Source organism: Streptomyces sp. NPDC005423 (genome assembly GCF_040606415.1).
GTDB lineage: Bacteria > Actinomycetota > Actinomycetes > Streptomycetales > Streptomycetaceae > Streptomyces.
This window is the reverse complement of record NZ_JBEXET010000011.1, coordinates 153203-178129: the sequence shown is the minus strand read 5'-3', so window position 1 is coordinate 178129 and position 24927 is coordinate 153203. Positions and strand designations below refer to the sequence as shown.

At 72.6% G+C, this 24927-nt stretch carries 21 protein-coding genes and 1 pseudogene; 7 read left to right on the top strand and 15 right to left on the bottom strand.

From position 1 onward, the window contains the following. Nucleotides 1-16 precede the first annotated feature (16 nt). A complete protein-coding gene (locus ABZT12_RS15430; protein ID WP_356383260.1) occupies nucleotides 17-1060 on the bottom strand; it encodes a lytic polysaccharide monooxygenase in 1044 nt (347 codons plus the stop codon). A 217-nt stretch (nucleotides 1061-1277) separates the two neighbouring features. Here ABZT12_RS15430 and ABZT12_RS15425 point away from each other — a divergent pair, with 217 nt between their 5' ends. After that, complete coding sequence (locus tag ABZT12_RS15425) at nucleotides 1278-1895, top strand: class I SAM-dependent methyltransferase (RefSeq protein WP_356383257.1); 618 nt, start codon at nucleotides 1278-1280, stop codon at nucleotides 1893-1895. 16 nt (nucleotides 1896-1911) lie between these two features. Here the strand turns inward: ABZT12_RS15425 and ABZT12_RS15420 are convergent, their stop codons facing one another. After that, nucleotides 1912-2412 carry a DUF402 domain-containing protein gene (locus ABZT12_RS15420; protein ID WP_356383254.1) on the bottom strand — a complete coding sequence of 167 codons (501 nt, stop codon included), beginning with the start codon at nucleotides 2410-2412 and terminating at the stop codon, nucleotides 1912-1914. Beyond that, complete coding sequence (locus ABZT12_RS15415; protein WP_356383251.1) at nucleotides 2393-3322, bottom strand: GNAT family N-acetyltransferase; 930 nt, start codon at nucleotides 3320-3322, stop codon at nucleotides 2393-2395. The genes ABZT12_RS15420 and ABZT12_RS15415 overlap by 20 nt, the downstream gene beginning before the upstream one ends. A 95-nt stretch (nucleotides 3323-3417) precedes the next feature. Between ABZT12_RS15415 and ABZT12_RS15410 the strand changes: the two genes are divergently transcribed. Continuing rightward, nucleotides 3418-3786, top strand: a complete 369-nt coding sequence (locus ABZT12_RS15410) for a GntR family transcriptional regulator (protein WP_356383248.1) — start codon at nucleotides 3418-3420, stop codon at nucleotides 3784-3786. 48 nt (nucleotides 3787-3834) lie between these two features. Here the strand turns inward: ABZT12_RS15410 and ABZT12_RS15405 are convergent, their stop codons facing one another. Then, nucleotides 3835-4929 carry a DUF5925 domain-containing protein gene (locus ABZT12_RS15405; protein ID WP_356383245.1) on the bottom strand — a complete coding sequence of 365 codons (1095 nt, stop codon included), beginning with the start codon at nucleotides 4927-4929 and terminating at the stop codon, nucleotides 3835-3837. 267 nt (nucleotides 4930-5196) lie between these two features. On the opposite strand from ABZT12_RS15405, the gene ABZT12_RS15400 reads away from it, so the two are divergent. Then, entirely contained in the window at nucleotides 5197-6624 is a 1428-nt protein-coding gene (locus tag ABZT12_RS15400) for a xylan 1,4-beta-xylosidase (protein WP_356383242.1), read from the top strand. A gap of 21 nt (nucleotides 6625-6645) precedes the next feature. Here the strand turns inward: ABZT12_RS15400 and ABZT12_RS15395 are convergent, their stop codons facing one another. The 5 genes from ABZT12_RS15395 to ABZT12_RS15375 form a co-directional block, all read right to left on the bottom strand. Next, nucleotides 6646-10386, bottom strand: a complete 3741-nt coding sequence (locus tag ABZT12_RS15395; protein WP_356383239.1) for a lipopolysaccharide biosynthesis protein — start codon at nucleotides 10384-10386, stop codon at nucleotides 6646-6648. Continuing rightward, a complete protein-coding gene (locus ABZT12_RS15390) occupies nucleotides 10379-11152 on the bottom strand; it encodes a polysaccharide deacetylase family protein (RefSeq protein ID WP_356383283.1) in 774 nt (257 codons plus the stop codon). The genes ABZT12_RS15395 and ABZT12_RS15390 overlap by 8 nt, the downstream gene beginning before the upstream one ends. Nucleotides 11153-11171: 19 nt before the next feature. Further along, a complete protein-coding gene (locus ABZT12_RS15385; RefSeq protein ID WP_356383237.1) occupies nucleotides 11172-12164 on the bottom strand; it encodes a glycosyltransferase family 2 protein in 993 nt (330 codons plus the stop codon). Further along, nucleotides 12161-12979 (bottom strand): glycosyltransferase family 2 protein, encoded by an 819-nt coding sequence (locus ABZT12_RS15380; RefSeq protein ID WP_356383235.1) that lies wholly within the window; start codon nucleotides 12977-12979, stop codon nucleotides 12161-12163. Before ABZT12_RS15380 ends, ABZT12_RS15385 begins: the two co-directional genes overlap by 4 nt. Nucleotides 12980-13347: 368 nt before the next feature. Beyond that, on the bottom strand, nucleotides 13348-13650 hold the full coding sequence (locus ABZT12_RS15375; protein WP_356383232.1) for a hypothetical protein: 303 nt from the start codon (nucleotides 13648-13650) through the stop codon (nucleotides 13348-13350). Nucleotides 13651-13980: 330 nt separating this feature from the next. On the opposite strand from ABZT12_RS15375, the gene ABZT12_RS15370 reads away from it, so the two are divergent. Further along, on the top strand, nucleotides 13981-14787 hold the full coding sequence (locus ABZT12_RS15370; RefSeq protein ID WP_356383229.1) for an SGNH/GDSL hydrolase family protein: 807 nt from the start codon (nucleotides 13981-13983) through the stop codon (nucleotides 14785-14787). 4 nt (nucleotides 14788-14791) lie between these two features. Here ABZT12_RS15370 and ABZT12_RS15365 read toward each other — a convergent pair whose 3' ends face one another. From ABZT12_RS15365 to ABZT12_RS15350, 4 genes are all read right to left on the bottom strand, one after another. Further along, nucleotides 14792-16405: a serine/threonine-protein kinase gene (locus ABZT12_RS15365; RefSeq protein WP_356383226.1), complete on the bottom strand. Its 1614-nt coding sequence runs from the start codon at nucleotides 16403-16405 to the stop codon at nucleotides 14792-14794. 45 nt (nucleotides 16406-16450) lie between these two features. Next, nucleotides 16451-18097, bottom strand: coding sequence for a sulfite exporter TauE/SafE family protein (locus tag ABZT12_RS15360; RefSeq protein WP_356383224.1), 1647 nt, complete (start codon nucleotides 18095-18097; stop codon nucleotides 16451-16453). Continuing rightward, nucleotides 18094-19719: a hypothetical protein gene (locus tag ABZT12_RS15355; RefSeq protein WP_356383221.1), complete on the bottom strand. Its 1626-nt coding sequence runs from the start codon at nucleotides 19717-19719 to the stop codon at nucleotides 18094-18096. Before ABZT12_RS15355 ends, ABZT12_RS15360 begins: the two co-directional genes overlap by 4 nt. A gap of 120 nt (nucleotides 19720-19839) precedes the next feature. Next, nucleotides 19840-21381: a DUF4331 family protein gene (locus ABZT12_RS15350; protein ID WP_356383218.1), complete on the bottom strand. Its 1542-nt coding sequence runs from the start codon at nucleotides 21379-21381 to the stop codon at nucleotides 19840-19842. A gap of 166 nt (nucleotides 21382-21547) precedes the next feature. Here ABZT12_RS15350 and ABZT12_RS15345 point away from each other — a divergent pair, with 166 nt between their 5' ends. From ABZT12_RS15345 to ABZT12_RS15335, 3 genes are all read left to right on the top strand, one after another. Next, complete coding sequence (locus tag ABZT12_RS15345) at nucleotides 21548-22153, top strand: sigma-70 family RNA polymerase sigma factor (RefSeq protein ID WP_356383215.1); 606 nt, start codon at nucleotides 21548-21550, stop codon at nucleotides 22151-22153. Continuing rightward, nucleotides 22150-22980, top strand: a complete 831-nt coding sequence (locus ABZT12_RS15340; protein ID WP_356383212.1) for an anti-sigma factor — start codon at nucleotides 22150-22152, stop codon at nucleotides 22978-22980. The genes ABZT12_RS15345 and ABZT12_RS15340 overlap by 4 nt, the downstream gene beginning before the upstream one ends. Nucleotides 22981-23107: 127 nt before the next feature. After that, a complete protein-coding gene (locus ABZT12_RS15335) occupies nucleotides 23108-23374 on the top strand; it encodes a hypothetical protein (protein ID WP_356383209.1) in 267 nt (88 codons plus the stop codon). A 43-nt stretch (nucleotides 23375-23417) separates the two neighbouring features. Here the strand turns inward: ABZT12_RS15335 and ABZT12_RS15330 are convergent. Both ABZT12_RS15330 and ABZT12_RS15325 read right to left on the bottom strand, forming a co-directional pair. Beyond that, nucleotides 23418-23676, bottom strand: a pseudogene (locus ABZT12_RS15330) (CoA transferase); the annotation flags it as partial. 67 nt (nucleotides 23677-23743) lie between these two features. Then, nucleotides 23744-24919, bottom strand: a complete 1176-nt coding sequence (locus ABZT12_RS15325) for a type ISP restriction/modification enzyme (protein ID WP_356383206.1) — start codon at nucleotides 24917-24919, stop codon at nucleotides 23744-23746. Between the last annotated feature and the right edge of the window lie 8 nt (nucleotides 24920-24927).

Below are 24927 nucleotides of genomic sequence, written 5' to 3'. Positions count from 1 at the left end.
GGCCCCCCCGTACCTCCTAGCGGCCGTGGCGCCCGCCGCCGGTGGTCGCGCGGCGGCGGACCGAGGCGAACAGTGCCGCCGCGCCGAGGGCCAGCGCCGCCGCACCGCCCACGGCGTAGTACGGCGTCCTGCCGTCGCCGCCGGTGTCGGCGAGGACCTGCGAACTCCCCGCCGTCTGCGGCTGGTCGACCGCCGTCGCGGCGACCGGCTGCGCGGAGGTGCTCGCGTCGTCGTCACCGTGACCGTGGTGCTCGACCGTCGACTTGTCGGCACCGGCCGCGATCTGCTCGTCCGAGGGGGCCGAAGCGGACGGCGCGGGAGTGCTGACGGGCGCCGAAGTCGGCGCAGCGGAAGCGGAGTTGACGGCAGTCGGCCGCGTGCCGCCCGTCGCGGCAGCACCCCCGCCCCCGTTGCCGCCGCTGGTGCGGCCGAAGCTGACGTCCGAGCAGGAGTAGAACGCCTCCGGGCTGTCCGACCGCTGCCAGACCGCGTAGAGGAGTTGCTTGCCGGAGCGCTGCGGCAGGGTGCCGGAGAAGGTGTAGAAGCCGCCCGAGGCGACCGGGTCGGTGGCGGTCGCGACCGGGTGCTCCAGATCCAGATCGGCCCAGGCGAGCGGCTGCGACGGGTCGTAGCCGGACTTGGTGATGTACACCTTGAAGGTGCCCTTGTGCGGGGCCGTCACCCGGTACCTGAAGGTGTACGAGCCGCTGCTCACGCCGGTCGCCGGCCAGTCGGCGCGGGCCAGGTCGAGGCCCTTGAACTCCTCGTTGTTCGCGCTGCACAGCTTGCCGTCCGGGATCAGCGTCTGGTGCTGTCCGTTCGCGTCACCGATCCGGATGCCGTTCCAGTCGTAGAGCGCCTGGGTGCCGCCGATCGCGACCGCCGCCCGGCACGCGGCCGAGTCGGGACTCTCGGGGCCCTCCGCGTAGCACTGCGAGACCCGGCTGACGGGGCTGCTCATCGAACCGTGCGCCGACGCGGGCCCGGCACCGAGCACGGTCATCGCGAACGGGGTCATACCGAGGACGACGACGGCGGCGGCCTTGCGGCGTGCGGGCATGGGGGAACTCCAACTCCTCGAACGGTTCTCGGCACAGGGGGTGAATCCCGTGGGGGATGCTCAGAAGCTAGCCCCGGAGAACCGCGAAATCTCCTGCGGGAGACGGGATGGGGAGATCCTTATGGCCGCGTTAAGGGAGTCCTCAGACGGGGATCAGGTAGCGACTCCGGGGCGGCCCGGACGCCGGGCCGCCCCGGCGGGTGCCACCCTGGTGCCCATGACGAACGACAGTGCTGAGGGACGCCCGTCCGGGGTCGACTGGGACGTCGAGGCCGTCGCCTTCGACGAGGAGCCGGACCACGGTCTGCGCGACCCGGAGGTGCGCCGGGCCTGGGCGGACCGGCTGCGCTCCTGGCTGCCCGGCGCGCCCTGCGACCTCCTGGACCTCGGCTGCGGCACCGGCAGCCTGGCGCTCCTCGCCTCCGAGCAGGGGCACCGGGTGACCGGAGTCGACCTGTCCCCGGCGATGGTGGACCGCGCCCGGGCGAAGTCGGCCGGCCGGGACGCGGTCTTCCTCGTCGGCGACGCGACCACACCGCCGGTGGGCGAACAGCGCTTCGACACCGTGCTCGTACGGCATCTGCTGTGGACGCTCCCCGACCCCGCCCGCGCGCTGCGCGACTGGCGGGGCCTGCTGCGCCCGGGCGGCCGGCTCGTGCTGGTCGAAGGGGTCTGGGGCACGGTCGATCCGGTCGGCATCCCGGCCGGCCGGCTCACCGATCTGCTGGCCCCCCTCGCCGAGCGGGTGCGGGTGGAGCCGCTGTCGGACCAGGCCCTGCTGTGGGGCAAGCAGGTCGACGACGAGCGCTACGCGGTGGTGGCCACCGTCCTCTGACCGCGTCCGGCCGCCGTCACTCCAGCAGCGCGTCGAAGCCGCCCTCCCGCGCCAGCCCCTCCAGGGTGTCGAGCGCGGCCACGGCGGCCGCCGCCGCGCCGGGGTCCGCCGTGGCCAGCCCGCTCTCCGCGAACTCGTCCTCGTCTAGCCGCCGTACGTCCCTGCCGTCGGCGGACCGCCAGAGGTCCAGATCCAGGTCCTCGACGACGAGTTCGGCACCGGACAGCGTGGCGGGGCGGGTGATGTCGCAGTACCAGCCCTTCAGGGCGCCGGTGGCGTCCCGGACCTCCTTCACCGAGTACCAGCGGTCCCGCCAGTAGTACTCGGTGAAGACGTCACCGGCGACGAAGCGCACGAAGCCGAAGTCGCGCACCCCCGCACCGGCCCAGGGGGCGCGGACGGTGAGCCGGGTGCCGTCGTCGGCGAGCAGCTCCGCCGCGTAACGGATCTTCGTACGGCCCGCCTTGACGAGGACGACGTCCAAGTACCGTGCGGGATCAACCGAGTTCGCGGACATGACGTACCTCCGTGGCGCAGATCTCGTAGCCGAACCACTTGTTGATCGCGAGCATCGGCCCGTTGCCGGTGTCGTTGCCCGTCAACGCCTCGGTGTGTCCGGCGGCGCGGGCGCGGTGCAGGGAGTCGTTCTTGGCGAGCTTGGCGAGACCCCGGCCGCGGTACGCGCGGGCGGTGCCCGTCATGACCGTGCCGTAGGAGGTGCCGTGGTCCGTGCGGGCGGCGCTGAACGCGGCGGGGCGCCCGTCGACCAGGACGACCGAGGTCAGCCCGGGACTGAACAGGGGGTGGTGCCAGGTGTCGTCGAGCCAGGCCTCGTACTCCGTGAACTCCGTGTCCAGGTCGCCGGGTTCGTCCAGGGTCACCTCGGCGTCCAGCTCGAACAGGGGGCGCGGGTCGGCGGAGAAGTCCGAGCCGGGGCGTACCTCGACACCCGGCGGCGGGGCCTGGAGCGGGGGCAGGACGGCGTGCGCCAGGTCCAGCCGGAGGAAGTGGGCGGAGCGGGCGGCCCGGTAGCCGAACCGTTCGGCGAAGGCGCGGTTGCCCGGCTCGTCCAGGACCCAGGAGTAGAGCCTGCTCGCCCCGCGGAGGGCCAGGTGCTCCTCCGCGACCCGGACCAGCGCGCCCCCGGCGCCCCGGCGGGTCCGTCCCGGACGCACGTACACGTTGAGGACGCCCTGCCCGGGCTCCGCGCCGTCATGGGCGATGCTCACCTGCGCGGTCCCGATGATCTCGCCGTCCTCCTCCGCGACGAGCCTGCGCAGGGCCGCCTCCGGGTGCGCGTGGGAGAGCTCGTGGGCGATCGACTCGGGGGTGAACAGGACGTAGGGGAGGGCGTGTCGGCGGACCCGGACGAAGCCGTCCAGGTCCGCCGGGACATCGGGTCGCAGGTCACGGACGATCACCGTCATGGACGGGCACGCTACGGCGGTGCCGGGCGCCGTGCCTCTCATTTTCGGCGGGGGTGGCTCCCCGCGCCGCACGGCGGGTGCGGGAGAATCGGCCCGTGACCCTGAAGATCCGCATCGACGACAGCGCCGCGCCCTACGAGCAGATCCGGGCCCGGATCTCGGAACAGGCCCGGTCGGGAGCGCTGCCGGTCGGCTACAAGCTGCCCACCGTACGAGGGCTGGCCGAGTCGCTCGGGCTCGCCGCCAACACCGTCGCCAAGGCGTACCGGGCCCTGGAGACGGACGGCGTGATCGAGACACGGGGCCGCAACGGGACGTTCGTGGCGGCGGCGGGATCGGCCGCCGAGCGGGAGGCCGCGACGGCCGCCCGCGCCTACGCCGACCGGGCCCGCCGGCTCGGCCTCACGGAGGCCGACGCGACGGCCGCCGTACGCGACGCCCTGCGGGCGGCCTACGCGGGCTGAGGCCTGTCCGTCCGGACCGGGCGGCAGTCCGTCAACAGCTCCGCGGACCTACAGATAGAGCCCCGCGTCGGCGTCTTCCCGCGCTCCCGGCACCGAGGTCGGTGACGTCCCCCGGCGCAGGGCGTACAGCTCCGCCAGGGTCGCGCCCTCGCGGCCCACGCCCTCCTCCGTGCCGAGCCAGCCGACGGCCTCGGTGTGGGTGAGCGGGCCGACCTCGATACGGGCCAGACAGCGGCCGGGGCGGACGACGGCCGGGTGCAGCCGCTCCAGGTCCTCGTTGGTGGTGACGCCGACGAGCACGTTGCGCCCCTGGCCGAGCAGACCGTCGGTCAGGTTGAGCAGCCGGGACAGGGCCTGCCCCGCGGTGTGCTTCGCCTCGCCCCGGATCAGTTCGTCGCAGTCCTCCAGCAGCAGCAGCCGCCAGCGCCCCTTGCCCGTCGAGTCGTCCTCGCCGATCGCGATGTCCATCAGATAGCCGACGTCGTTGAAGAGCCGCTCCGGGTCCAGGACGCAGTCCACCTGGCACCAGTCCCGCCAGGACCGCGCCAGCGTGCGCAGCGCCGAGGTCTTGCCGGTGCCGGGCGGCCCGTGCAGCAGCAGCAGCCGGCCCGCGATGTCCTCCGGCCCCGTCTTCATCAGGCGGTCCATCGCCTCCGCCACCGGCGCCGTGTAGTTGGGGCGCACGTCCTCCCACGTGCCCGCGGAGATCTGCCGGGTGGTGCGGTGCGGACCGCGTCGCGGTGAGACGTACCAGAACCCCATCGTCACGTTCTCCGGCTGGGGTTCGGGTTCGTCGGCCGCGCCGTCGGTCGCCTGGTCGAGGACCTTCGAGGCGAGCTCGGCGCTGGTCGCCGTCACGGTGACGTCGGCGCCCCGGTTCCAGCGGGAGACCAGCAGGGTCCAGCCGTCGCCCTCGGCGAGGGTCGCGCTGCGGTCGTCGTCGCGGGCGACCCGCAGCACCCGGGCGTCCGACGGCAGCAGCGTCACCCCGGACCGGACCCGGTCGATGTTCGCCGCGTGCGAGTACGGTTGCTCGCCCGTCGCGAAGCGGCCGAGGAACAGCGCGTCGACGACATCGGACGGGGAGTCGGAGTCGTCGACGTTGAGCCGGATCGGCAGAGCGTCGTGTGGGTTCGCAGACATGCGCCCATGATCCGCCACCCGGGCGCCCCGTGCACCCGCTTTCCACACCGCGTCCCTCGGGCGTCCGCTCGGTCCCGTCCACCCGTTGTACCCGCGCCAGGTCCCCGCCACGTCCGCTCTACGTGCCCTCCGCGTCCGCTCTAGGCGCCCTCTACGTCCCTTCTACGTCCCCCTCCGGGTCCCCGACTCCCCAGGGCTGCCCCGTTACAGGCCCGTGCGTGCGCGGACCTGCCCCGCCGCCCCGCCCCGACGTTAGGGTTGCCCCTGATGGGACGTCAGGGGTGGAGATCGGGGGCACCGCGGTGGCGGCTCACCGCGCTGCTCGGGGTGGCCGCGGTGACCCTCGCCCTGGTGGTCACCCTGCTCAACTCCCCGCCGGGGAGAAGCCCGGGCACCGAGGGCACCTCGCGCGACGGCGGCAAGGCGCACGGCACACCGGCGGCCCCGCGCGACGCGGACCGGCCGGAGGTGGGCTGGGGTTTCACCCACACCCAGTACAGCGCCGACGAGGGCAGCGACGCCGCCACCGAGCGGGTCGGAAAGCTGCTCGCCGCGCGACCGCTGCCGCAGAACCAGGCGATCATGGGGTGGGGCGCCGACAACCCCGAGCCGGTGAGGGGCCGTTACGACTTCGGCGCCCTGGACCGCCGGATCGACCTCGTGCGCCGGTCGGGCGCCACCCCCGTCATCACGCTGTGCTGTTCGCCGGACTGGATGAAGGGCGGCAGGTCCGGCGCGGGCAACACCGACTGGAGCCGGCAGGCGCTGGAGACGGCCCCCCGCCCCGACCACTACGCGGACTTCGCCGCGCTCGCCGCGACCGTCGCCGAACGCTACCCGGACGTCACCCACTTCATGGTCTGGAACGAGTTCAAGGGCTTCTGGAACGAGGTGGAACAGCGCTGGGACTACGAGGGCTACACCCGGCTCTACAACCTGGTCCACCAGGCGCTGAAGAAGGTCAACCCGAAGATCATGGTGGGCGGCCCGTATCTCGTCATGGACAGCCTCGACCCGCGCGACCCGAACGCCTCCGCCACCTTCAAGGGGCCCTGGGGCGCGATGGACCAGCGGGTCGTCGACGCCTTCGACTACTGGAACACCCACAAGGCGGGCGCCGACTTCGTGGTCGTCGACGGCTCCAGCTACACCAACGACGACGAGCTGCTGCCCGACGAGTTCGGCGCCACCGCCAAACTCACCGCCGTGAGCGAGTGGGTGCGACGGCGGACCCGCGACCTCCCGCTCTGGTGGGCCGAGTACTACGTCGAACCCGCCGGCGCCGGCGGCCACCGCACGGGCTGGACCGAGGCCCACCGCGTCGCCGTCCAGGCCGCCGGTCTGATCGCCCTGGCCGACGGGGGCACCGGCTCCGCCTTCTACTGGAACCCGGAGCCCGCGAAGGGCACAACCTGCCCCGGCTGTCTGTGGACCCCGACCGACGGACCGGACGGCGGACGTCAACTGCCCCTGTACGGGCTGATCTCCCGGTTCGACGCCGCGTTCGGGTCGGGCAGCGCCTTCGTGCACGTGCCGGTCGCGGCGGACGACGTGCCCGGCGTCCGGGTCCTCGCCACCGCCAGGACGGTCCTCGTGGTCAACACCCTGGACCGGCCGATCACCGCGCGGATCGACGGCAGACGGTTCGGCATGCCCGCCTACGGCGTCAAGTGGCTCACCCGGCCGTCCGGTTGACGGCCGGGGGTGGCGGAGCCGCTACTTCAGCGTCAGGAACCGTTGCGCCAGCGCGGCCAGCACCACCGCCAGCAGCGGCAGCGAGAACCAGAAGCTGCCCTGCATCCACCGCAGTTGTCGCACACCGGGCCGCACCGCCACCCGGACCACCTCGCGGGCCGTCAGCACCAGGACCAGCGCGAGGGCGGCCAGCGCGCCGACCACCGACCACGGCGTCCAGGTGATCCGCGGTCCGACGGGCCCCGGCTCCGGCCCGGGCACCGGGCCGGCCGGCGGGGTCCGCAGCGCGTACATCGTCACGTCGTCGTTGACGAGGACCTTCCTCAACTCCCGCCGCCCGTCGAGGCTCCGGATCAGCCGGGACTCCCAGCCCGCCGGGTAGCCCGCGTCCGACCGGAGCGCGACGGCCTGACTCCGGTCGAGCATCAGATACGAGTTCGGGCCCGCGTCCCCGAGCGCCCTGAGCAGACCGGACATCAGCACCGGGTCCACCGGTGCCAGGGTCGGCACGTAGTCGACCCGCTCCATGTCCTTCGCACCCCACGGCAGCGCGGGCGTCACGTCGTTGACCGTGTCGTCGCTCAGCCAGAGCAGCCGCACGGTCGGTCTGTCGTGGGCGTACACGTAGTCCATGGCCGTGACCTCGCCCGGTCGGACCCGCTCGAACGGCTCGTTGCCCCAACGGGCCACCAGGAAGCCGCCCATGAGCAGCAGCCCGGCGAGCAGCGCGGCCGGGGCGGCGAGGTTCCGCCGGCCCGTGTCGCGCTCCGCGGCGGTGGTGCCGGTGCGCGGGAAGAGGGCGAGACCGGCGAGCAGGGCAGCGCCCGGAACGGCGAACATGAAGACCCGCAGGGCCATTTCGCCGCCGTACGACTGCATGCCGAAGCCCAGGAACGGGACGAAGGTGAGGACCGGCAGGGAGCGCTCGCGGTAGCGGTGGACGCGTCGGCGCCACCAGCCCCAGCAGGCGGCGGCCATGATGCCGGCGGCCAGCAGGACACGGGTGTAGAGGACCAGCTTGTGCGCCGGACTGCCGCCCTGGATACGGCCGGAGACGGAGGTGGAGACATTGCTGCCGACGCCCCCGACCCCGCCGAAGAGGTCGTTGAAGTGCCCGGACCAGTACGGCTCCGCCGGCCAGCCGAGCCAGACCACGACCAGCACGCCGAACAGGACGGGCAGACCGCGCAGTTCACAGCGGCCGAGCAGGACCAGCGCCGTCACCACGCCGAGCATCACGAACGGCGTGAGCTGATGGGCCGGTACGGTCGCCGTGAACAGCCCGGCCACGACCATGAGCAGCACGGTCCGTTGCCGCCGGTCGAGCGGTTCGGCCTCCGCCTCGCCGGGCCGGGTCCTCGCCCAGAGCATCCGGGGCGCCCGGAACCAGACCAGCAGCACCGCCACGAACACCAGATAGAGGAGGTAGGTGAAGCCCTGCGGCGAGAAGTAGTCCTGGCCCACCCAGCCGCTGAGCACGAAGACCCAGATCCCCGCCCACTTGGCGCGCCAGCTCGCCCGCAGCGACCGGACGAGCAGGAACATCGGGGCCAGGTAAGCGAGTTGGATGGCGGTGGGCCACCAGCGGATCACCTCGGTCCAGTCGGTGACCCCGCACGCCCGGCCGGCGAACGCGGCCACCGCGAAGAAGCCGGGCCAGCTCCAGCGCGCGTCCAGGTCGGGTACGGCCGAACCGGTGCGGTCGATGTAGTCGATGAACCCGAGATGCTGCCAGGCCGTCGGGAAGCGCGGCTCGGGTTCGATCACCGCGGGCAGCGCGTGCAGGGACACCACCGTCGCGACCAGCGTGACCAGCAGCAGCGCCCGGTGCTCGCGGGCCGGCCGGAGCAGCGCGGCGAACACCACGATCAGCAGCGCCGCCCCGGCGAGCGTCGCCGGCGGCAGGACCGAGACCAGCCCGAGCCCGCCCATCCGGTCCAGGCCGGACTCGCCGAGCCGTAGCGCCGGTACCCAGTACAGCAGCAGCGCGGCGGCGAGCAGGCAGCCCAGCGCCACTCCGGGCCGGGTCGGCTTCAGCCGCTCACACAGCGGCAACGGGCGTCCGGGCGGCGGCACTTCGGCCTCCGGCACCTCCTTCTCCCGCGGCTGTGCCGGTGCCTCCTCCGGTTCCTGATCCGGCACGGTCTCCGGCCGTCGCACTCCGAGCGCCCGGGTCCGCTCGTTTTCGGCGGCCGTTCCGGCGGCCACCACGGGGATGCCGGCGGGCGGGGTGCCGGGGCCCGGACGTACGTCGGGCCGGCGCTCCACATGGTCGAAGTCGAGGTGGACACCGAGGGCGACCGTGTCGGTGTCGAGCGCCCAGGCGGGGCCGCGGCGGCGGGCCGCGACGGGGACCTCGCGCGTCCCCAGGTCGGCGAGGTCCCCGTCGGGTGCCGTCTCCGCCGGGAGTTCGGCGGGCGGTCCGGTTCTGAGCGTCCGGTACAGCCTGGGCGCGGCGATGGCCACGAGCACCGCGAGGCTGGAGATCTCCGCGACGCCCGCGCCGGTCAGTCCCGTGCGGGGCAGCAGCAGCAACGTCAGACCGAGCACGAGCAGGCACAACAGCCCCTGCATCCAGGCGAGTCCGGCCGTCCGGCTCTGGGCGCGCAGCACCGCGAAGTACGTCTCCGTGACGACCCGCAGCAGCGCGCCGACGGCGTAGCAGCGCAGCAGCGGGGTGGCGGCGTGCGCGTAGCCCGCGCCGAAGACGCGCAGGATGAACGGCGCCCCCAGGAACAGCGCTCCGCAGACCGGGAGCATGATCCGTGCCATCCGCCGGAGCGCGGCCCGCGTGTTGGCGGCCAGCCGCGCCGGGTCGTGCGAGCCCTCGACGGTCAGGGAGGCGCCCATGTTGATGGCGAGCAGGTTGACGGTGCCGCCTGTCGTGGAGGCGATGTAGAAGTACGCGTTGTCGACGGAGCTGATCTGCGAGGCCACGATCACGGGGACCAGGTAGACCACGGCGAGCGAGAAGAGCGAGCCGGTGTAGTCGCCGGCCAGGAACCGTCCGATCTCCTTCAGCGTCGGCGGGCTGGTCCGGTCCTCGGTCGCCCGCACATGCCGGGGCACCAGCCGCCGGAAGACCAGCCAGCCCAGCGGCACCACGGAGGTGGCGATCGCGGCGACCCAGGCGGCGAAGACACCGCTCGTGGCGAGCGTCGTGGCGAGCGCGACGAGAAGGGCGAGCTTCACCGCGGAGAACACGGTGTTGCCGACCGGCACCCAGGGCGCGCTGCGCAGTCCGGTCAGCACCCCGTCCTGGAGGGTGAGCAGGTTCCAGGCGACGACGGCGACGACGAAGCCGGCCGCGGGCAGCGGCCCGTGCAGGAAGCGGTACGACGGTCCCCACGCGTCCAGCGTCAGCAGGAAGACCCCGGCCCCGACCGCGACGAGCACCGAACTGCCCGCGTAGGTACGGAAGATGAGCCGTCCGGTGGCCCGTCCGGCGACGGGGATGAAGCGGGCCAGCGCACCGGTCAGGGTGACCGCGGTGAGCCCGGCGAGGAACTTCATCGCGGCGATCGCGGCCGAACCCTGGCCGACCGCGGAGGCGGAGTAGTAGTGGGCGGCGATCAGCCAGTAGCCGAGCCCGAGCACCGCGGAGATACCGGTGTTGAGCATCAGGGCGTAGGCGTTGCGGAAGAGCGGACTGCCGCCGGGGGCCGGTCTGCGACGGCCGGGCAGGCGCAGCCGGCGCCCGGCCGGCCGGGACGCCTCCGTCGCGGGTGGTGCGGCCTGGGTGGTGGTCGTCGTGTCAGCCACGGGAACGGATCGCCTTCCGGCAGACCTGTCGGGCTCTGCGGACCACGGCGTACCCCTGGGTGAGGAGGCGGTCCCCGGCGAAGGCGCGGCCGATCGCGCGGCCCGCCACGAGCCGCTCGAACTCCTCGGTCCCCGTGCCGCACCGCACCGTCACCCGCCGCAGCGCGTACGGTCCCTGCCGGCGGCGCGCGAGTGCGTTGCCGACGGCGAGCGCCTGGGCGAACCCGGCCTCCCGCACCGCCCGGCGCACCCGGCGGCTGGAGTAGCCGTACGGGTACGCGAACGAGGCGGGTACGGCGCCGAGTTGACCGGTGACGATCTCCTTGCAGCGGACCAGCTCGGCCCGCAGGGTGTCGTCGTCGAGCTGGTCGAGCTGCGGATGGGTGTGGCTGTGTCCGCCGATCTCGACGCCCGCGCCCGCGAGTTCGCGCACCTGGTCCCAGTCGAGCATGGTGTCCAGGCCGCCCCCGGTGTCGTGTTCGCCCCGGAGCCAGCCCGTCGACACGAACAGCGTGGCCGCGAAGCCGTGTTGGGCGAGCACGGGCAGGGCGTGCCGGTGCACACCCTCGTAGCCGTCGTCGAAGGTGATCAGGACCGGGCGCTCGGGCAGCGGCTTCCCGGTCCGCCAACGGGCCGCCAGCGCCGCCGTGTCGACGGGTGTGCGGCCGAGACCGGCGAGGAGCGCCATCTGTTCCGCGAACGCCTCCGGTGTGACGGACAGGGCGCGGGTGGCGTCGTTCGGCGACGTGGCGACCGAGTGGTACATGAGGATCGGCACGGGTCCGTCATCGGGCACGGCCGCCTCCCTCGATCCGCGCCACCGCGAAGGCGGCGCCACCCCGGCGGGCGTTGACGCTGCCCACCACATAGCCGCCGGCCGCCGTGAGCACCCCGGCGACGATCGCGCCGGCCCGCCCCGCACCGCCCGGCCGGGCGAGCACGGCGTCCCGCACCCCGCGCGCCACCCCGGCGGGCAGCACCCGGGCCGTGTACCGGCGTTCGGACTCAAGTCCCTTGCCCGCGCCGACACTTCGTGCCACCAGCGCCTTCGACAGACCCTCGGCGTAGGTACGGGCGCGGAAGTACCGGAAGTGCTCGCGGGCCCGCGGCACCCGGTGGTGGATCACCGCCCGGTCGTCGATGAGCAGGATCGCCTCCGGTCTGGCGCGGCTGAGACGGATGCAGAGTTCCGTCTCCTCGCAGCCCAGCGGGCGCCGGTCGCCGTCGCGTCCGATCCCGGTGGCGAAACCGCCCGCCGCCTCGAACGCCGTACGACGGAACGAGGCGTTGCCGCCCAGGACGTTGCGGACCCGGACCCGGCCCGGGGGCAGGCCCCGGTAGGTGCAGCCCACCACCCAGTCGAACTCCTCGGGGAACCAGGCGGGGCGCCGGCCCGACGCCCAGATCGGCTCCGTACGGCCGCCGACGGCCATCACCCGGGGGTCCGTGTACGCCTCGGCGAAGCGGCGCAGCCAGTCGCGCTCGGCGACCGCGTCGTCGTCGAGGAAGGCGACGACCGCGCCGTGCGAGGCGGCGATGCCGGTGTTGCGGCCCGCGGAGAGGCCGCGGGGACCCGCGTTGGCGAGCACCCGCACCCCGCCGGTCTCCTCGAACTCCCCGGAGAGCCGGGCGAGCAGCGCGGGGTTGTGGTCGACGACGAGGAGCGTCTCCAGGGCGGGCCGGGACTGGCCCCGCACCGAGGAGACCGCCGCGAGGATGTCCTCCCAGCGGTCCTCGGTGTAGACGCAGATCACGACGGAGATGTCGGGACCGCTCAAGACACCTCTCCCCGCACCGAGTCGAGCATCGGGGAGTGCGAACGGCGGCGCAGCTCACGCCGGTTGGAGCGCTCCTTGAGGATGACCCGGAGCACCCGGAGCCCGTCCCGCACGGCGCGCAGATTGCTGGTGCCGTGGATGCGGAGGTACTCGTGGCTGGGGATCTCCTGGACTCTGAGGCCGGCCTTGACCACCCGGATGTTGATCAGGGTCTCGATCTCGAAGCCGGTGCAGTCGAGTTCGATCTTGTCGAGGCAGTGCCGCCAGAACGCGTTGTACCCGTAGCAGAGGTCGGTGTAGCGGGCGCCGAACTTGCGGTTGACGACCGTGCAGAGCGCCCAGTTGCCGAGCTTGCGGATGAAGGTCATGTCGTCGGTGCCGCCGCCGTTGGCGAAGCGGGAGCCTTTGGCGAAGTCCGCGCCCGAAACGAGGGCGGAGACGTAGCTGACGATCTCGTGGCCGTCGGCCGAGCCGTCCGCGTCGACCATCACGATGATGTCGCCGCTGCACGCCTCGAAGCCGGTGATCAGGGCATCCCCCTTGCCTTTGCCCCGCTGTCCGACGACCTTCACGCCGGGCCAGAGCCCGCGCGCCACTTCGACGGTGTCGTCACTGGAATTGCCGTCCACAAGAACCACTTCGTGTATCCAGTCGGGAAGTGTCTTGAAGACGTAGGGAAGATTCTCCGCCTCGTTCATGGCGGGAATGACCACGCTCACCGGTGGCGTGATCGCCAGGTGAGAGGAGATGGGTCGGAATGCGGTCGACATCAACGGATCTTGGCCCGATGTGGCTGGGCGCATGACGGAACTCACGAGTCTGATCCCTCTCGTCCGGTGGGCCGCCCGCCCCTGGGCGGCCCGGCTTTGTGCTCCGGTTCGAAAGGGGGGTTCTCACGGACGGCACGGCGAATGGGATGCCCGTGCACGCATGGTGAGCTGGCAAAGCTGACCGGCCCCCGGAAAAGACGGAAGCCGACCGCGCGGCCCGGCCCGGCCACCAGTTCGGCCACCGAGCACGGCACCCCCCAACCGCGCCCCGCCCCGGGCCATCGCGGTCCTTGAGCCCTCCCCTTGAGCCGCTCGATGATGGACCAGTGCGGGTGAGATGTACGACGGTATTGACGAATCAACCTGTATGGCAAGGCCTGGAACGAGGCCTCACGTTTTTGTTGGTTTGACCGTTACGGAAATTTGTCAGCCGTTGTGCGCCGGTGCATATGCCGCACCAGAATCGGCAGCGGAATCAGGACGCTGATCACGGCGACCGCGATGATTCCGCTCTCGACCGACCAGCGATGCGCCGCCAGCATTCCCTGGGCCACCAGCATGTCGACGACGACCGCGCCCGCCACCGAGGTGAGAAAGCGGCCGAAGGGATCAAGTCCACGCAGTGCCACGGCGATTGCCGCCGCCGGCGACGCGAACAGAAAGAACAGGGCGAACGGGCCCCGCAGAAACGACCCCGAGTCGATGAGCGCGAGCACCGCACCGAACCCTCCCACGGCGACTGCCGCGCCCGCGAGCAGTGGTGTCAGGTCCCTCCCCGGTCCTGACCGCGCACGCTCGGCGCCGTCCGTGGAAGCTCTGGTGGTTCGTGAGGTCTGCATGGGCGACTTTGCCCCCTGACGCGCCGGATGCCGGACTTCAATGTGGCCCGGCCGGGCGGGAGCCGTCAAGACGGCGAGGGCGGTCGTACCGCTTCAGGTGTACCCGTGAACATGTGTTCCCCAGGACGACTTTTGGCATGAGCACTTCCCGTCAATGCGCGTAGTTGCTACGACAGTTGTGGCAGAGATCCTGCTAAGGGAGGTTCCATGAGACGTTTCCGATTCACGGCATTCGTGACCTCGCTCCTCCTGGCCGCCGCGCTCGCCCTCACCGGGGCGGTCGCGGCGCAGGCGTCCCAACTCGCCGCGACGGGCGGCTATGTGGCCCTCGGCGACTCCTACTCCTCCGGGGTCGGCGCCGGCAGCTACATCGGTTCCAGCGGTTCCTGCGACCGCAGCACGAAGGCGTACCCCTACCTGTGGGCCGCCGCCCACTCACCCTCGACGTTCGACTTCACCGCTTGCTCCGGCGCCCGAACGAGTGATGTTCTGGCGAGCCAACTGACCCCGCTCACCTCGTCCACCGCCCTCGTCTCGGTCTCCGTCGGCGGCAACGACGCCGGCTTCTCCGACGTCATGACGACCTGTGTCCTTCAGTCCGACAGCGCCTGTCTCTCCCGCATCGCCACCGCGAAGGCGTACGTCGACTCGACGCTGCCCGGCAACCTCGACACCGTCTACTCGGCGATCCGCGCCAAGGCCCCCGCCGCCCACGTGGTAGTGCTCGGCTACCCCCGCTTCTACCAGCTCGGCACCGTCTGCGTCGGCCTCTCCGCGGCCAAGCGCTCCGCGATCAACGGGGCGGCCGACTACCTGGACAGCGCCATCGCCAAGCGCGCCGCCGACCACGGATTCACCTTCGGCGACGTACGCACCGGCTTCACCGGACACGAACTCTGCTCCGGCAGCTCCTGGCTGCACAGCCTCAACCTGCTCGACATCGGCGAGTCGTACCACCCCACCGCCACCGGCCACTCGGGCGGCTATCTGCCCGTCTTCACCAGCGTGGCCTGACCCCTCACTGCGACGGCGAAGGCGAGGCGGAGGCCCCGTCCGACGGGGTCTCCGCCTCGCAGTTCACCGAGAACGGGACCGAGTTGGACGTCGTCCGCACCGGACCGCGCACCTCCACACTGATCTCGCTCTCGACCTTCCCACCGCTCGCATACGTCGTCAGACGCACCTTGTCCTGCTGGGACCTGGCGCCCCCGGACGGGAACGTGAGCGTCTTCCAGCCGGCGTCCGAGAGCATGCCGTCCTTCGTCACCCACCGGTAGGAGACCTCGGCAGGCAGCCGTCCCACCGTGATCGTCGCGGTGAACGCCGGGGCCTGCGCGTCCGGCGGCGGACAGGCACCCGAGTAGTCGGTACCGGAGCCGCTCACGGTGGCGTGCACGGACTGCGCCGACGCGGAGGCCGAGGCGCTGCCGCTCGCACTCGGGGAGGCACTGTCACTCGGCTCGGCGCTCTTCTCCGCACTCGGCGAACCGCCGCCCCCCGCACGCGTGTCGGCGCTGCTGCTACTGGTGGCGGTGTGCGCGGCCCGGTTCCCGTCCCCGCCGCCGCTGTTCATCAGCGCGTACGTCAGCCCGGCGATGGCCAGCGCGAGCGCGGCCACCCCGGCGACCAGCACGACGGCCGTACGCCGGCCGCCGTGCGGCTCGGACCCGGTCGTCGGTGCCGTCGGCTGCCCCTGCGCGTAGCCGCCCCCCTGGGGGTGGGTGTCCGGGCGGTAGGCGTTCTGGGGGAGGCGGGCGGTCCCCGCTCCGTACGGCACCGTCCGGGTGGGGTCCGCGCGCGGGTCGCCTCCGGCGGCGACCAGCCGCAGGTCCCGTTCCGCCTGCTCGGCGGGGAGCCGTTCCGCCGGGTCCTTCCGCAGCAGCCCCACGATGACCGGGGTCAGCGGACCGGCCAGGCGCGGGGCGGGCAGCTCCTCGTCGACGATCGCGCGCAGGGTGCTGAGCGGAGTGTTCTGCCGGAAGGGCGAGTTGCCCTCCACGGACGCGTACAGCAGGACGCCCAGGGACCACAGGTCGGACTCGAAACCCGGGGTGCGCCCCAACGCCCGTTCCGGCGCCAGGAATTCGGGTGAACCGATCACCTCGCCGGTCATCGTGAGCGCGGAACTTCCCTCGACGGTGGCGATGCCGAAGTCGGTGAGGACGACCCGGTCGTCGTTGGAGAGCAGCACGTTGGCGGGTTTCACATCGCGGTGCAGCACCCCGGCGGCGTGCGCGGCCCGCAGCGCGGCGAGCACCTCGGCGCCGACGTACGCGGCCCGCTGCGGGCTCAACGGGCCCTCGGCGTCCAGGACATCGGCCAGGGACACACCCCGGACGAGTTCCATGACGATCCACGGGCGGCCGCCGTCGGTCGCCACGTCGTACACGGTGACGACGTTGCGGTTGGCGACCCGCGCCGCCGCCCACGCCTCGCGCTCCAGCCGCGCGTACATCCGCTCGACGTCACCGGAGGCCAGCCCGGCGGGCGCGCGCACCTCCTTGACGGCGACCTCGCGGTGCAGCACCTCGTCGCGGGCCCGCCACACGGTGCCCATACCCCCCTCGCCGAGCGGGGACAGGAGCCGGTAGCGGCCCGCGATCACACGGTCAGTGCCCGGTTCTTCGGACATGGGTACCCCCCGTTCGCAGCCGGGCGCATTCTCCACAAACGTAGCTCAGCCGAGTGCGGATGCCGCCCCCTTGAGTACCAGACCGGCCCCGAGGGCCACGACGACGAGCGCTGACCCCAGCGGGGCGGCCCGGCGGACCAGGACGGCCATGGGGTGGACGGTCCAGCGCGGACGCCGGTCCAGCATCCGGTTCATTCCCGTACCCAGCTTGACGACGGCGAATCCGGCCGCCGTGAGCGTGAGCGCCAGCCCCACGCCGTACGCGACGACCAGCAGCAGACCGAACCAGGCCTGGCCCAGCGCGGCGGCCCCGACCAGCACGACGACCGCGGACGGACTGGGCACGAGCCCCCCGGCGAAGCCGAGAAGGAGCGTGCCGCGCAGGGTCGGGGCGGTGGAGTGCGAGTGCGTGAAGCCGCCGTGGGTGTGCTCCACGGCGTGACGGTGGTCGTGGTCGTGGTCATGGTCATGTGTGTGGTCGTGGTCGTGGTCGTGCGGGTGCGGGTGGTGGGTGTGGGGTTCCGCTCGGGGGGACGGACCTTCGGCGTGGGCGGCGACCAGGACGAGCGGGCGCTCGGGTGCCCGCTCGACGGTCTCGTGGCCGTGTCCGTGATGGTGGTCGTGGCCGTGATCGTGTGAACGCGCTTGTGGTCGTGGGCGGTTGAGCCACGCCCGGCGTACGAGGTTGGAGCCGGCGAAGAGCACCAGGACACCGCTGGCGAGGCCGAGCCAGGCGATCACCGAGGGGGTCGCCGCGGAACCCGCGGTGACCAGCAGGCCGAGGGCGACCACGCCCAGGGTGTGGGTGACGGTGACCGAGGCGGCCAGCGGCAGGACGTCCTTCAGCCGGGCCCGGCCGCCCCGCGCGGCGGCGGTCGCGGCCATCAGGGTCTTGCCGTGGCCGGGAGCCAGCGCGTGCAGCGCGCCGAGGGCGACCGCGATCAGCAGGGCCAGGGCGGCGAAGCCGACGGTCAGGTCGTGGCGGGCCACCAGGGTGTTCAGCGCCTGTGTCCAGCGGTCGGCGCCACGTGGCAGCACGGCGGCACCGGGTGCGTCCGACTCGTCCTGGACGAGAGCCGGGCCGCCGGGGCGGACGCGCAGGGCGGCGGTCGCGGTGTCGGCGGGGGAGGAGAGCAACTGCTTGGGATAGACGGTGAGTTCGTGCGACACCGAGGACTTCGGTACGTCCGAGGCGGTGAGCGTCATGCGGTCGCCGCGCGCGGTGATCTCCCGCCAGCCGGGCCCGGTGGTGACGCCCGCGCTGTGAAAACCCACGGTCGCGGTACGGCCCTTGGGGAGCGGAGCGGTCGAAGCGCACTCCACCCGCAGGGTGTTGAGCCCGGCCTGTCCGGGCCGCAGGTGCGCGGTGCCGCGGCCGGCGGTCAGGGCGACCGTGTGGCCGTCGATGGTGACCTCGCTGCCCCGGGCGGCCTCGGCACAGCGCTGCCGGGCCCACTCGGCCATGCCCAGGCGCCGGATGTCCGGCTTCGCCTGGGTCGCCGGGATCTCGGCGAGGTCCTCGACATGACGGACGCGGAGTTGGCCGGGGGCGACGACGAGTCCGTCGTAGCGGTTGACGGTGAAGTTGCCGAGGGGGTGGGCGCTCGCCGCCGTCGCGGGGACGAGCAGGAGGGCGCCGACGGCCACGAGGAGAGCGGCGGCTCGGGTGAACGGACGGCGGTGGAGGCTCACTTGGCCGCCTCCAGCGCCCTGCGGGCCTTGCTCGCCCCCAGCGGCGAGAAGCCGGGGTTCAGCTTCAAGGCCGCCGACAGGTGGGCTCGGCCGTCGGCGCGGTGGCCCGTGGCGAGTTCGATCGTGCCGCGGTGGTAGAGGAACGAAGCGTTGTGGTAGCCGGTGGCCGTGGCCCGTCGGGCGTAGGGCAGGGCCTCCTGGTCGAGGCCGTTGACGTGCAGGGCCCAGGCGAGGGCGTCCGCCGTGTGCACGGTGTGCCGGCGGGCCCACTCGGCGCGGGCCGCCCGCAGGGCCGACTTCGCGTCGCCGTGGTCGGCGGCGGCCAGCGCGGTGTCGAGGTCGGCGTTGACGCCGTTGGCGCGGGCGAGGGCGATCCAGGCGTCGACGAGGGCGTACTGGTCCTCGGCCTTCGCCCTGTCCCCGGCGGCGCCCCGGCTCTCGTACAACTCGCCCAACTCGACCAGGGGTTGGGGAAGCGGGTAGCGGGAGACGACCAGTTCCATGCCCTTGAGGGCCGCGGCGCGGTCGCCCAGGGCCGCCTGGGCGCGGGCGCGGCCCTCCAGGGCGGGGAGGTAGTTCTCGTCGGCGGTCAGCGCGCGGCCGTAGTCGTTGAGGGCGGTCTTGTAGTCGCCCTGGTTCCAGGCGAGTTGACCGAGTGCGGCGGCCACGTAGGCGATGTCCCCGGGGGAGGTGGCGGTGGAGAGGGCGCGTGCCAGGACGCGCCGGGCCGTGGTGACGTCGCCGCGCAGCTCATGGACGTAGGCGTACCGGGTGAAGACCGGGATGCCGGGTTTGCGGGTGTCGGCGAGGTCGGCGGCCTTCGACGCGTCGGAGTAGCGCCCCAGTTCGACGAGTGCGTCGATACGCGAGCACAGGGCGCGTTCGCTGTACGGGTTCTGCTTCAGGACCCGGTCCGCGTAGGTGAGCGCTTCCTTGAACTCGTGCCGGGCGGCGGCGAGCGCGGCGCTTCCGGCGAGGGCCTGTTCGTTGTCCGGCGCGATCTTCAGCGACCGGCCCAACGCGGCCTGTGCCTGCGGGTACCGGGACGGGTCGCCCTTGGTCCTGGCCTGCTCCACATAGGCGAGGCCGAGCGTTGCCCAGCCGTCGTGGTCCTTGGGCTGGCCCCGCAGATGTGCCTGGAGCGCGGCGATGCTCACGTCCAGGCTGCCGCTCGCCAGCAGCTCGGGCGAGACGGCCCCGGTGGAGGCGGCGACCGCCGCGCCGCCACCGCCGCGCGCCGCCCCGAACGCGATGGCCCCCGCGGTCATCGCCACCGCCAACATGGCCGCGCAACCTACGAGTTGGACCGTCCGCCAGCGCCGCCCGGCAGCGGCGACCCGACGCACGGCGGCGATGCGTTCCTCGTCGGTGGCGTCGGTGGCGTCGGTGGCGTCGGTGGCGTCGGTGGCGTCGGTGGCGTCCGGCGCTGCGTGGGTTTCGTGGGTCCCGGCCGTGGCGCCGTCGGTGCCGGTGGTGACGTCGGCGCCATCGGCTTTGTCAGAGTTGTCGGCGTTGTCGGTGGGTTCGGTGTCAGGTGCGTGGGAGGCGGCGTCGTGCTCCCGGAGCGGTGGGGTCTCCTCGGGGTCGCCCGCCGGGACGTCGTCGTTCTTGCGCGGGGTCATGCCGGTTCCTCCATCGCCTGGGGTGGCTCGATCGCCGTACTGCTCAAGGGAGTTGCACCTGAAAGGGGCGACGCGGCCCGCACCGTGGGGGCGTGTGCGGGCCGCGCCGGTCTGGGGGAATCAGTAAGCGCGGTGGTGCGTCCGGCGGCGCCACCACGCGAGGCCGGCGCCGATCAACAGGACTCCGGCCACGCCCGAGGCCGCCGACGCGACGATCAGCATCATGTTGTCGGTGCCGCCCGAGGAGCCCGCCGGCTGCAACGCGTCGCCCAGCTGGTTCTTGACGTCGGAGCCGCTGGTCGTGCCCTTGGCGAGCGCGCCGCGCGAGCCGGAGGTGGGCTCGGCCACGTACGGGAAGTACTTCTCGAAGCCCTTGTCGTTCTTGTCGACCGCGTCACCCAAGTCGTTCTTGGAACCGACCAGTTCACCCTCCATGACCTGGAGCGCGGAGTCGATCACGTCGTCGGTGAGCCGGCGCCCGTTGGGGAAGCCCGCGTTGTCGCCGTCCAGGACACCGAGCCGCTTGGGGTGGGCGGCCGGCTTGATCGACGTGTTGAGGCGCAGCATCTCCGACGGCGTCACGTACGGCTGCTCCTGGTTGAGGCCCTTCACGCCCTTGAGGAACACGTCGACGAGGTCGTTGCGCGGCTCGCTCGGCGCCTTGATCTTGTAGATCTGCTCGATGAGCTTCGGCAGCTCGGGGTTGGTCACGTTCTTCAGGAACTGCCCGTCGTCCTTGGGCGCGGACGCGTTGAACTTGTCCTTGTCCTTCTGCGGGTTGACGACCTCGTTGACCAGCGGGTTGCCCAGGCGCGAGACCTGCGTGTAGTAGCCCTGCGCGTTCTTGCGCTGGGTCGTCGAGTAGATGCCGACGGTCGGACGGCTCGCCGACTGCCGGATCAGGTCGTTCGGCACCTGGAGGGCGACCGTGTTGACGTTGTAGCCCTTGAGCGTGTCGTTGCCGACCTCGCTGAGGTTGCCGCCGTACAGCAGGTCGAAGACGCGCAGGTCGGCGAAGAACGGGTCGTCGGCCTGGCCGGCGAAGGTCGCGCCGCCATTCGCGGTCTTGTGGACCGCCTGCGCGCGCAGCTTGGCGTAGTCCGGCATCGACGCCTTGCCGACGTCCGAGGGGGCCACCGGGATGTCGTCGGCGACCTTGGTCTTGTAGACCGCCTTGCCCTTCTTCAGCTTGATGAGGTCGATGTCGTACGACTGCGTGATGTTGAGGTCGGGGTCGGTCAGGCTGGTGACCGGGCCCGTGTTGTAGAGGAAGGTGTTCTTGTTCTTCGTCTGGGTGCTGAAGGTGTAGCGGAAGATGATGTCGTCCAGCGCGTCACCGTTGTTGTCGACGTGCAGGTCGTACTGGGCGTCGTCGGCGAACTGGTAGAAGTTCGGGCCGCCGGCCGGCTCCTCGAAGGGGATCCAGTTCGCCACGATCGTCGTGGTGTCCGGCTTGTCCGGACTGACGAACGCGTACAGGTCCGTGTTGTCGTACTGCGGGGTCCCCGAGATCAGGGGAGCCTCCCGGTGGGAGGAGGCCGCGGCCACTCCCGGTTCCAGCGCGGTCACACCGGCGGCTGCGAGCGCCCCGGCGGCCAGCGCACCGCATATGAGGGCCGCGAGGTTCCTGCGTCCCGCACCGCTCCTGGAGATAGGTGTCATGCCGTCCGTCCTCAGTGCCAACTTGCCTGACGGACGGAGATTCGGAGCCGGCGCGGGGGCGGATTGGTCGAACCTGAAAACTTTTTTTGTGCGCCCCAATCCGCCCTCTGACCCGCGTTTTGTGTCCGCTGATCCGTAACTCCATGCGGAGGCACGCCTGGTGCGCATGCCTCGTGTGACGGGATGCGACGAGGGGACGGGCCGCGTGCGGTCGAAAAGTGCGGGAGCGGTGAAGGCTGACGAACTCCTGGTGCAGGTGGCCGGAGGCGACCAGCAGGCCTTCGAGCAGCTCTACGGGATGGTGTCCGGGCCGGTGTTCGGGCTGGTGCGCCGGGTGGTGCGCGACCCGGCGCAGTCCGAGGAGGTGTCCCAGGAGGTGCTGCTCGAACTCTGGCGCTCCGCCGCCCGGTTCGACCCCGGCCGGGGCAGCGCCCTCTCCTGGGTACTGACGCTCGCCCACCGCCGGGCCGTCGACCGGGTGCGCAGCGCCCGCGCGGCCGGCGAACGCGAGCAGCGCGAGGCGCGGCGCGCGCACCACCCCGCCTTCGACCAGGTCACCGAGGAGGTCGAGGCCGGCCTCGAACGCGAGTGGGTGCGCCGCTGCCTGGACCGGCTCACCGCCCTCCAGCGCCAGTCCGTCACGCTCGCCTATTACGACGGCTACACCTACCGTGAGGTGGCCGAGCGGCTCTCCCTGCCGCTCGGCACGGTCAAGACCCGTATGCGTGACGGACTCACCCGGCTGCGCGACTGCCTGGGAAGTGCCGCGTGAGCATTCTGGACCGGCTGCTGCGCAGCGACGACCCGCACTCGCTGGCCGCGCCCTACGCGCTGGACGCGCTCGAACCCGACGAACGACGCCGCTTCGAGCGGCACTTGAGGAAGTGCGACCGCTGCGGCGCCGAGGTGCGGGCGCTGAGCGAGGACGCGGTGCGGCTCGCCTGGTCGACGGCCGCACCGCCGCCGGCCGCCCTGCGCGACCGGGTGCTGGCCGCCGTACGGACGACTCCGCAGGAGCCCGGGCCGGCGCGGGAACAGGCGCGGGAGCGGGAGCGCGCGCCGCGGCTGCCCGCACACGTGTGGGGCACCCAGCCGCCGCCGTCGCGCTCCCGTACGCCCCGGGGACGCCCCCTGTTCGTGCCGTTCGCCACCGCGACGGCCGCCGCCGCACTCGTCGTCGCCTCCCTGTTCGCGGTGGAGGCCAACCGGACCCAGGACACCCTGGCCGCGGAGCGGAGCCAGGCGCGTGAGATCGCCCACGTTCTCGCCGCTCCCGACGCCCGCGCGACCACCGGGGCCGACAGCCAGGGCCGGGACATCGGGGTGATCGCCTCCGCGTCGGAGGGGCGCGCGGTCGTCACCCTGAGCGGATACGGAGCGCTGCCGAGCGGGCGAGTGCATCAACTGTGGCTGATGCGCCCCCATGTGCAACCGCGCTCCCTCGGGCTTTTCAAGGGCGACACGCCCCTGGTCGCGACCGGACTGGACAAGGCGGCGACGTCACTCGCCGTGACGGTCGAGCCCGGCGGGGGCTCTGAGCAGCCCACTACCCAGCCCGTTGTCCAACTCGCCCTGAAATCGGTTGGATTCGGAGAGTGATCGAAGAGGCGTCGTCAACACCCTTACGGGGAAGGGTTAATCCTGTGACCGCGATACACGCGTGCCTGGATGGGACGATAGGGTTAGCCTGCCCGGGCCGGGTGGACTCGTACGGGTGGGGAGTGACATGGAACAGATAGTGCGCAGCAGGGCAAGGGTCCCTGCGATCACGTGCGGTAGCAGCGCGACCAGTTCGCGCCTCGACCGTCATCTCTCGGTGCTGGGCGGCCCCGCCGTCCCGCAGCGCGAGACGGCCGAGGCGACGTTGCTGATGCGTGAGCTGACCTCGCGTGACGCCACGCAGGAACGCAGTGCCAGGGGAACCCGAGTGAGCCGGGTCAAGCTCTTCGCGCCGCTGCGCAGGCTGCGCCGTTCGCTGTTCGGCGGACGCTGAGCAAGTCCCAGGCGTTCCCGGGGAGTTACCCGGGACCCCGCGCTCAGGCCGCCGCACCGTCCCGGCGCGGTGCCGCGATCTCGCCGTCCGTCATTCCCACGGCACGCGGCACCACAACGGTGTGCGCCCCGAGCGCGGGCACCTCTCCGTCCGAGCCTCGCCCCCGCCGCCCGGCAAGCTGACGGGGACAGCAGTCCACGCGGCGGCCCGGCCGGCGTTACCGCCGTCCGCCACCGACCCCCGGCCGCCGGTTCCGTCAGGTCTCTCAGCCGCGCGCAGGCAATGCCCCCCTCCCACCGGGCGCCGGGCTCCGCGCCCGGCCGGGTGTCATGGACGCCTTCGACCCCGACCGGCACGGGTGCCACGGCACTACAGCAGCGCGAACTGCCCTTCCGGGCCCTCCTCGTGGTGGTCGAGGACGGAGGCCGGCCGGCGCGCCGCGTCCGGGACCGGCAGGACGCCCGCCCCGCGCAGCTCGGCCGCGGTGACCTGGGCGGTGACCGTCAACTCCGCCCGCCTCGGACCGAGTTCGGCCAGCAGTGCCAGCACGGTGATCAGCTCCAGCAGCTCCGACGTCCACGCCTGCGGCCAGTCGGCCGGACGGATCGCCGCCAGCGTGCCGGGCTCCGCCTCCGTCATCCGCGCCGCGAACCACCCTTCCAGGACGCGTACTCCGCTCACCTCGAAGTCCCACGCCTCGGGCGGGACCGGTGCGACACGGCCCTCGTCGAGGTGGAGGGTCTCCTCGTCACGGTCGTAGAGGACGGTGAGCGGGCGGGGCGGCAGGGGAGCGCGGACGTAGGGGCGCCGGCCGCCGGGGAGTCTGGGGCGGTCGCCGTCGCGGCGCAGCAGCCAGAGCAGGCGGTGGCCCAAGTCCAGGCCACGCGCCCAGAGTTCGGCGTCGGCGGTGAGCGGCACGGCGAGCCCGGCCGGGCCGGGGCGTACGGTCGCCACCGTCCAGGCGAGGAGGTCCACCGGTTCCGGTGAGCCGCCCAGCCGGGTGGCCAGGTGGGCCAACAGGCCCGGCGCCAGGTTCGGTTCGGCGGCACCGGGGCGGCGGTAGAGGGGGCGGACGCGGCCGGGGCGGAACAGGGGCAGCAGCGCGGAGGCGAGGAGGAGCGGGCCGGTGGCGCCCGGGGCAGCCGGTGTCTCCACGGCGAAGATCTGCCGTGCGTCCGCCACCCGCCACAACTCCGGGCGGGCCGCGTCGATCAGGCGGTGGTCGGGGATGAGCCACTGTTCGTCGAAGGGCGCGGCCAGTACCCGGACGGGCTCGGGGCAGGGGCCGCCGGCGCGCGCCAGCCTGCCGGTGCCGCTCGGGCCGCCCGGCAGCTGGCCGACCGCCGAGTGCAGCGTGCGCGAGCGGGTCGGCACGAACAGCGCCTCGCGGGCGGGGCCTTCGGCCTTCATGAGGGCATCCCAGCGGGCTTTCAGGGACGCCTCGTCCGGCGCCGTCGGCCACCCCCGGCCCGGCCGCGGCGGTGCGACGGACCACGGCATGAGGTCCGCCAGGAGCGGCGCGTCGTCGTGCGTCACGCTGGGCATCGTACGAC

Coding starts and splice junctions, on each gene's coding strand:
- ABZT12_RS15430 (WP_356383260.1), bottom strand. CDS start 1,060: ATGCCCGCACGCCGCAAGGCCGCCGCCGTCGTCGTCCTCGGTATGACC.
- ABZT12_RS15425 (WP_356383257.1), top strand. CDS start 1,278: ATGACGAACGACAGTGCTGAGGGACGCCCGTCCGGGGTCGACTGGGAC.
- ABZT12_RS15420 (WP_356383254.1), bottom strand. CDS start 2,412: ATGTCCGCGAACTCGGTTGATCCCGCACGGTACTTGGACGTCGTCCTC.
- ABZT12_RS15415 (WP_356383251.1), bottom strand. CDS start 3,322: ATGACGGTGATCGTCCGTGACCTGCGACCCGATGTCCCGGCGGACCTG.
- ABZT12_RS15405 (WP_356383245.1), bottom strand. CDS start 4,929: ATGTCTGCGAACCCACACGACGCTCTGCCGATCCGGCTCAACGTCGAC.
- ABZT12_RS15400 (WP_356383242.1), top strand. CDS start 5,197: ATGGGACGTCAGGGGTGGAGATCGGGGGCACCGCGGTGGCGGCTCACC.
- ABZT12_RS15390 (WP_356383283.1), bottom strand. CDS start 11,152: ATGTACCACTCGGTCGCCACGTCGCCGAACGACGCCACCCGCGCCCTG.
- ABZT12_RS15370 (WP_356383229.1), top strand. CDS start 13,981: ATGAGACGTTTCCGATTCACGGCATTCGTGACCTCGCTCCTCCTGGCC.
- ABZT12_RS15365 (WP_356383226.1), bottom strand. CDS start 16,405: ATGTCCGAAGAACCGGGCACTGACCGTGTGATCGCGGGCCGCTACCGG.
- ABZT12_RS15355 (WP_356383221.1), bottom strand. CDS start 19,719: ATGACCCCGCGCAAGAACGACGACGTCCCGGCGGGCGACCCCGAGGAG.
- ABZT12_RS15350 (WP_356383218.1), bottom strand. CDS start 21,381: ATGACACCTATCTCCAGGAGCGGTGCGGGACGCAGGAACCTCGCGGCC.
- ABZT12_RS15345 (WP_356383215.1), top strand. CDS start 21,548: ATGCCTCGTGTGACGGGATGCGACGAGGGGACGGGCCGCGTGCGGTCG.
- ABZT12_RS15335 (WP_356383209.1), top strand. CDS start 23,108: ATGGAACAGATAGTGCGCAGCAGGGCAAGGGTCCCTGCGATCACGTGC.
- ABZT12_RS15325 (WP_356383206.1), bottom strand. CDS start 24,919: ATGCCCAGCGTGACGCACGACGACGCGCCGCTCCTGGCGGACCTCATG.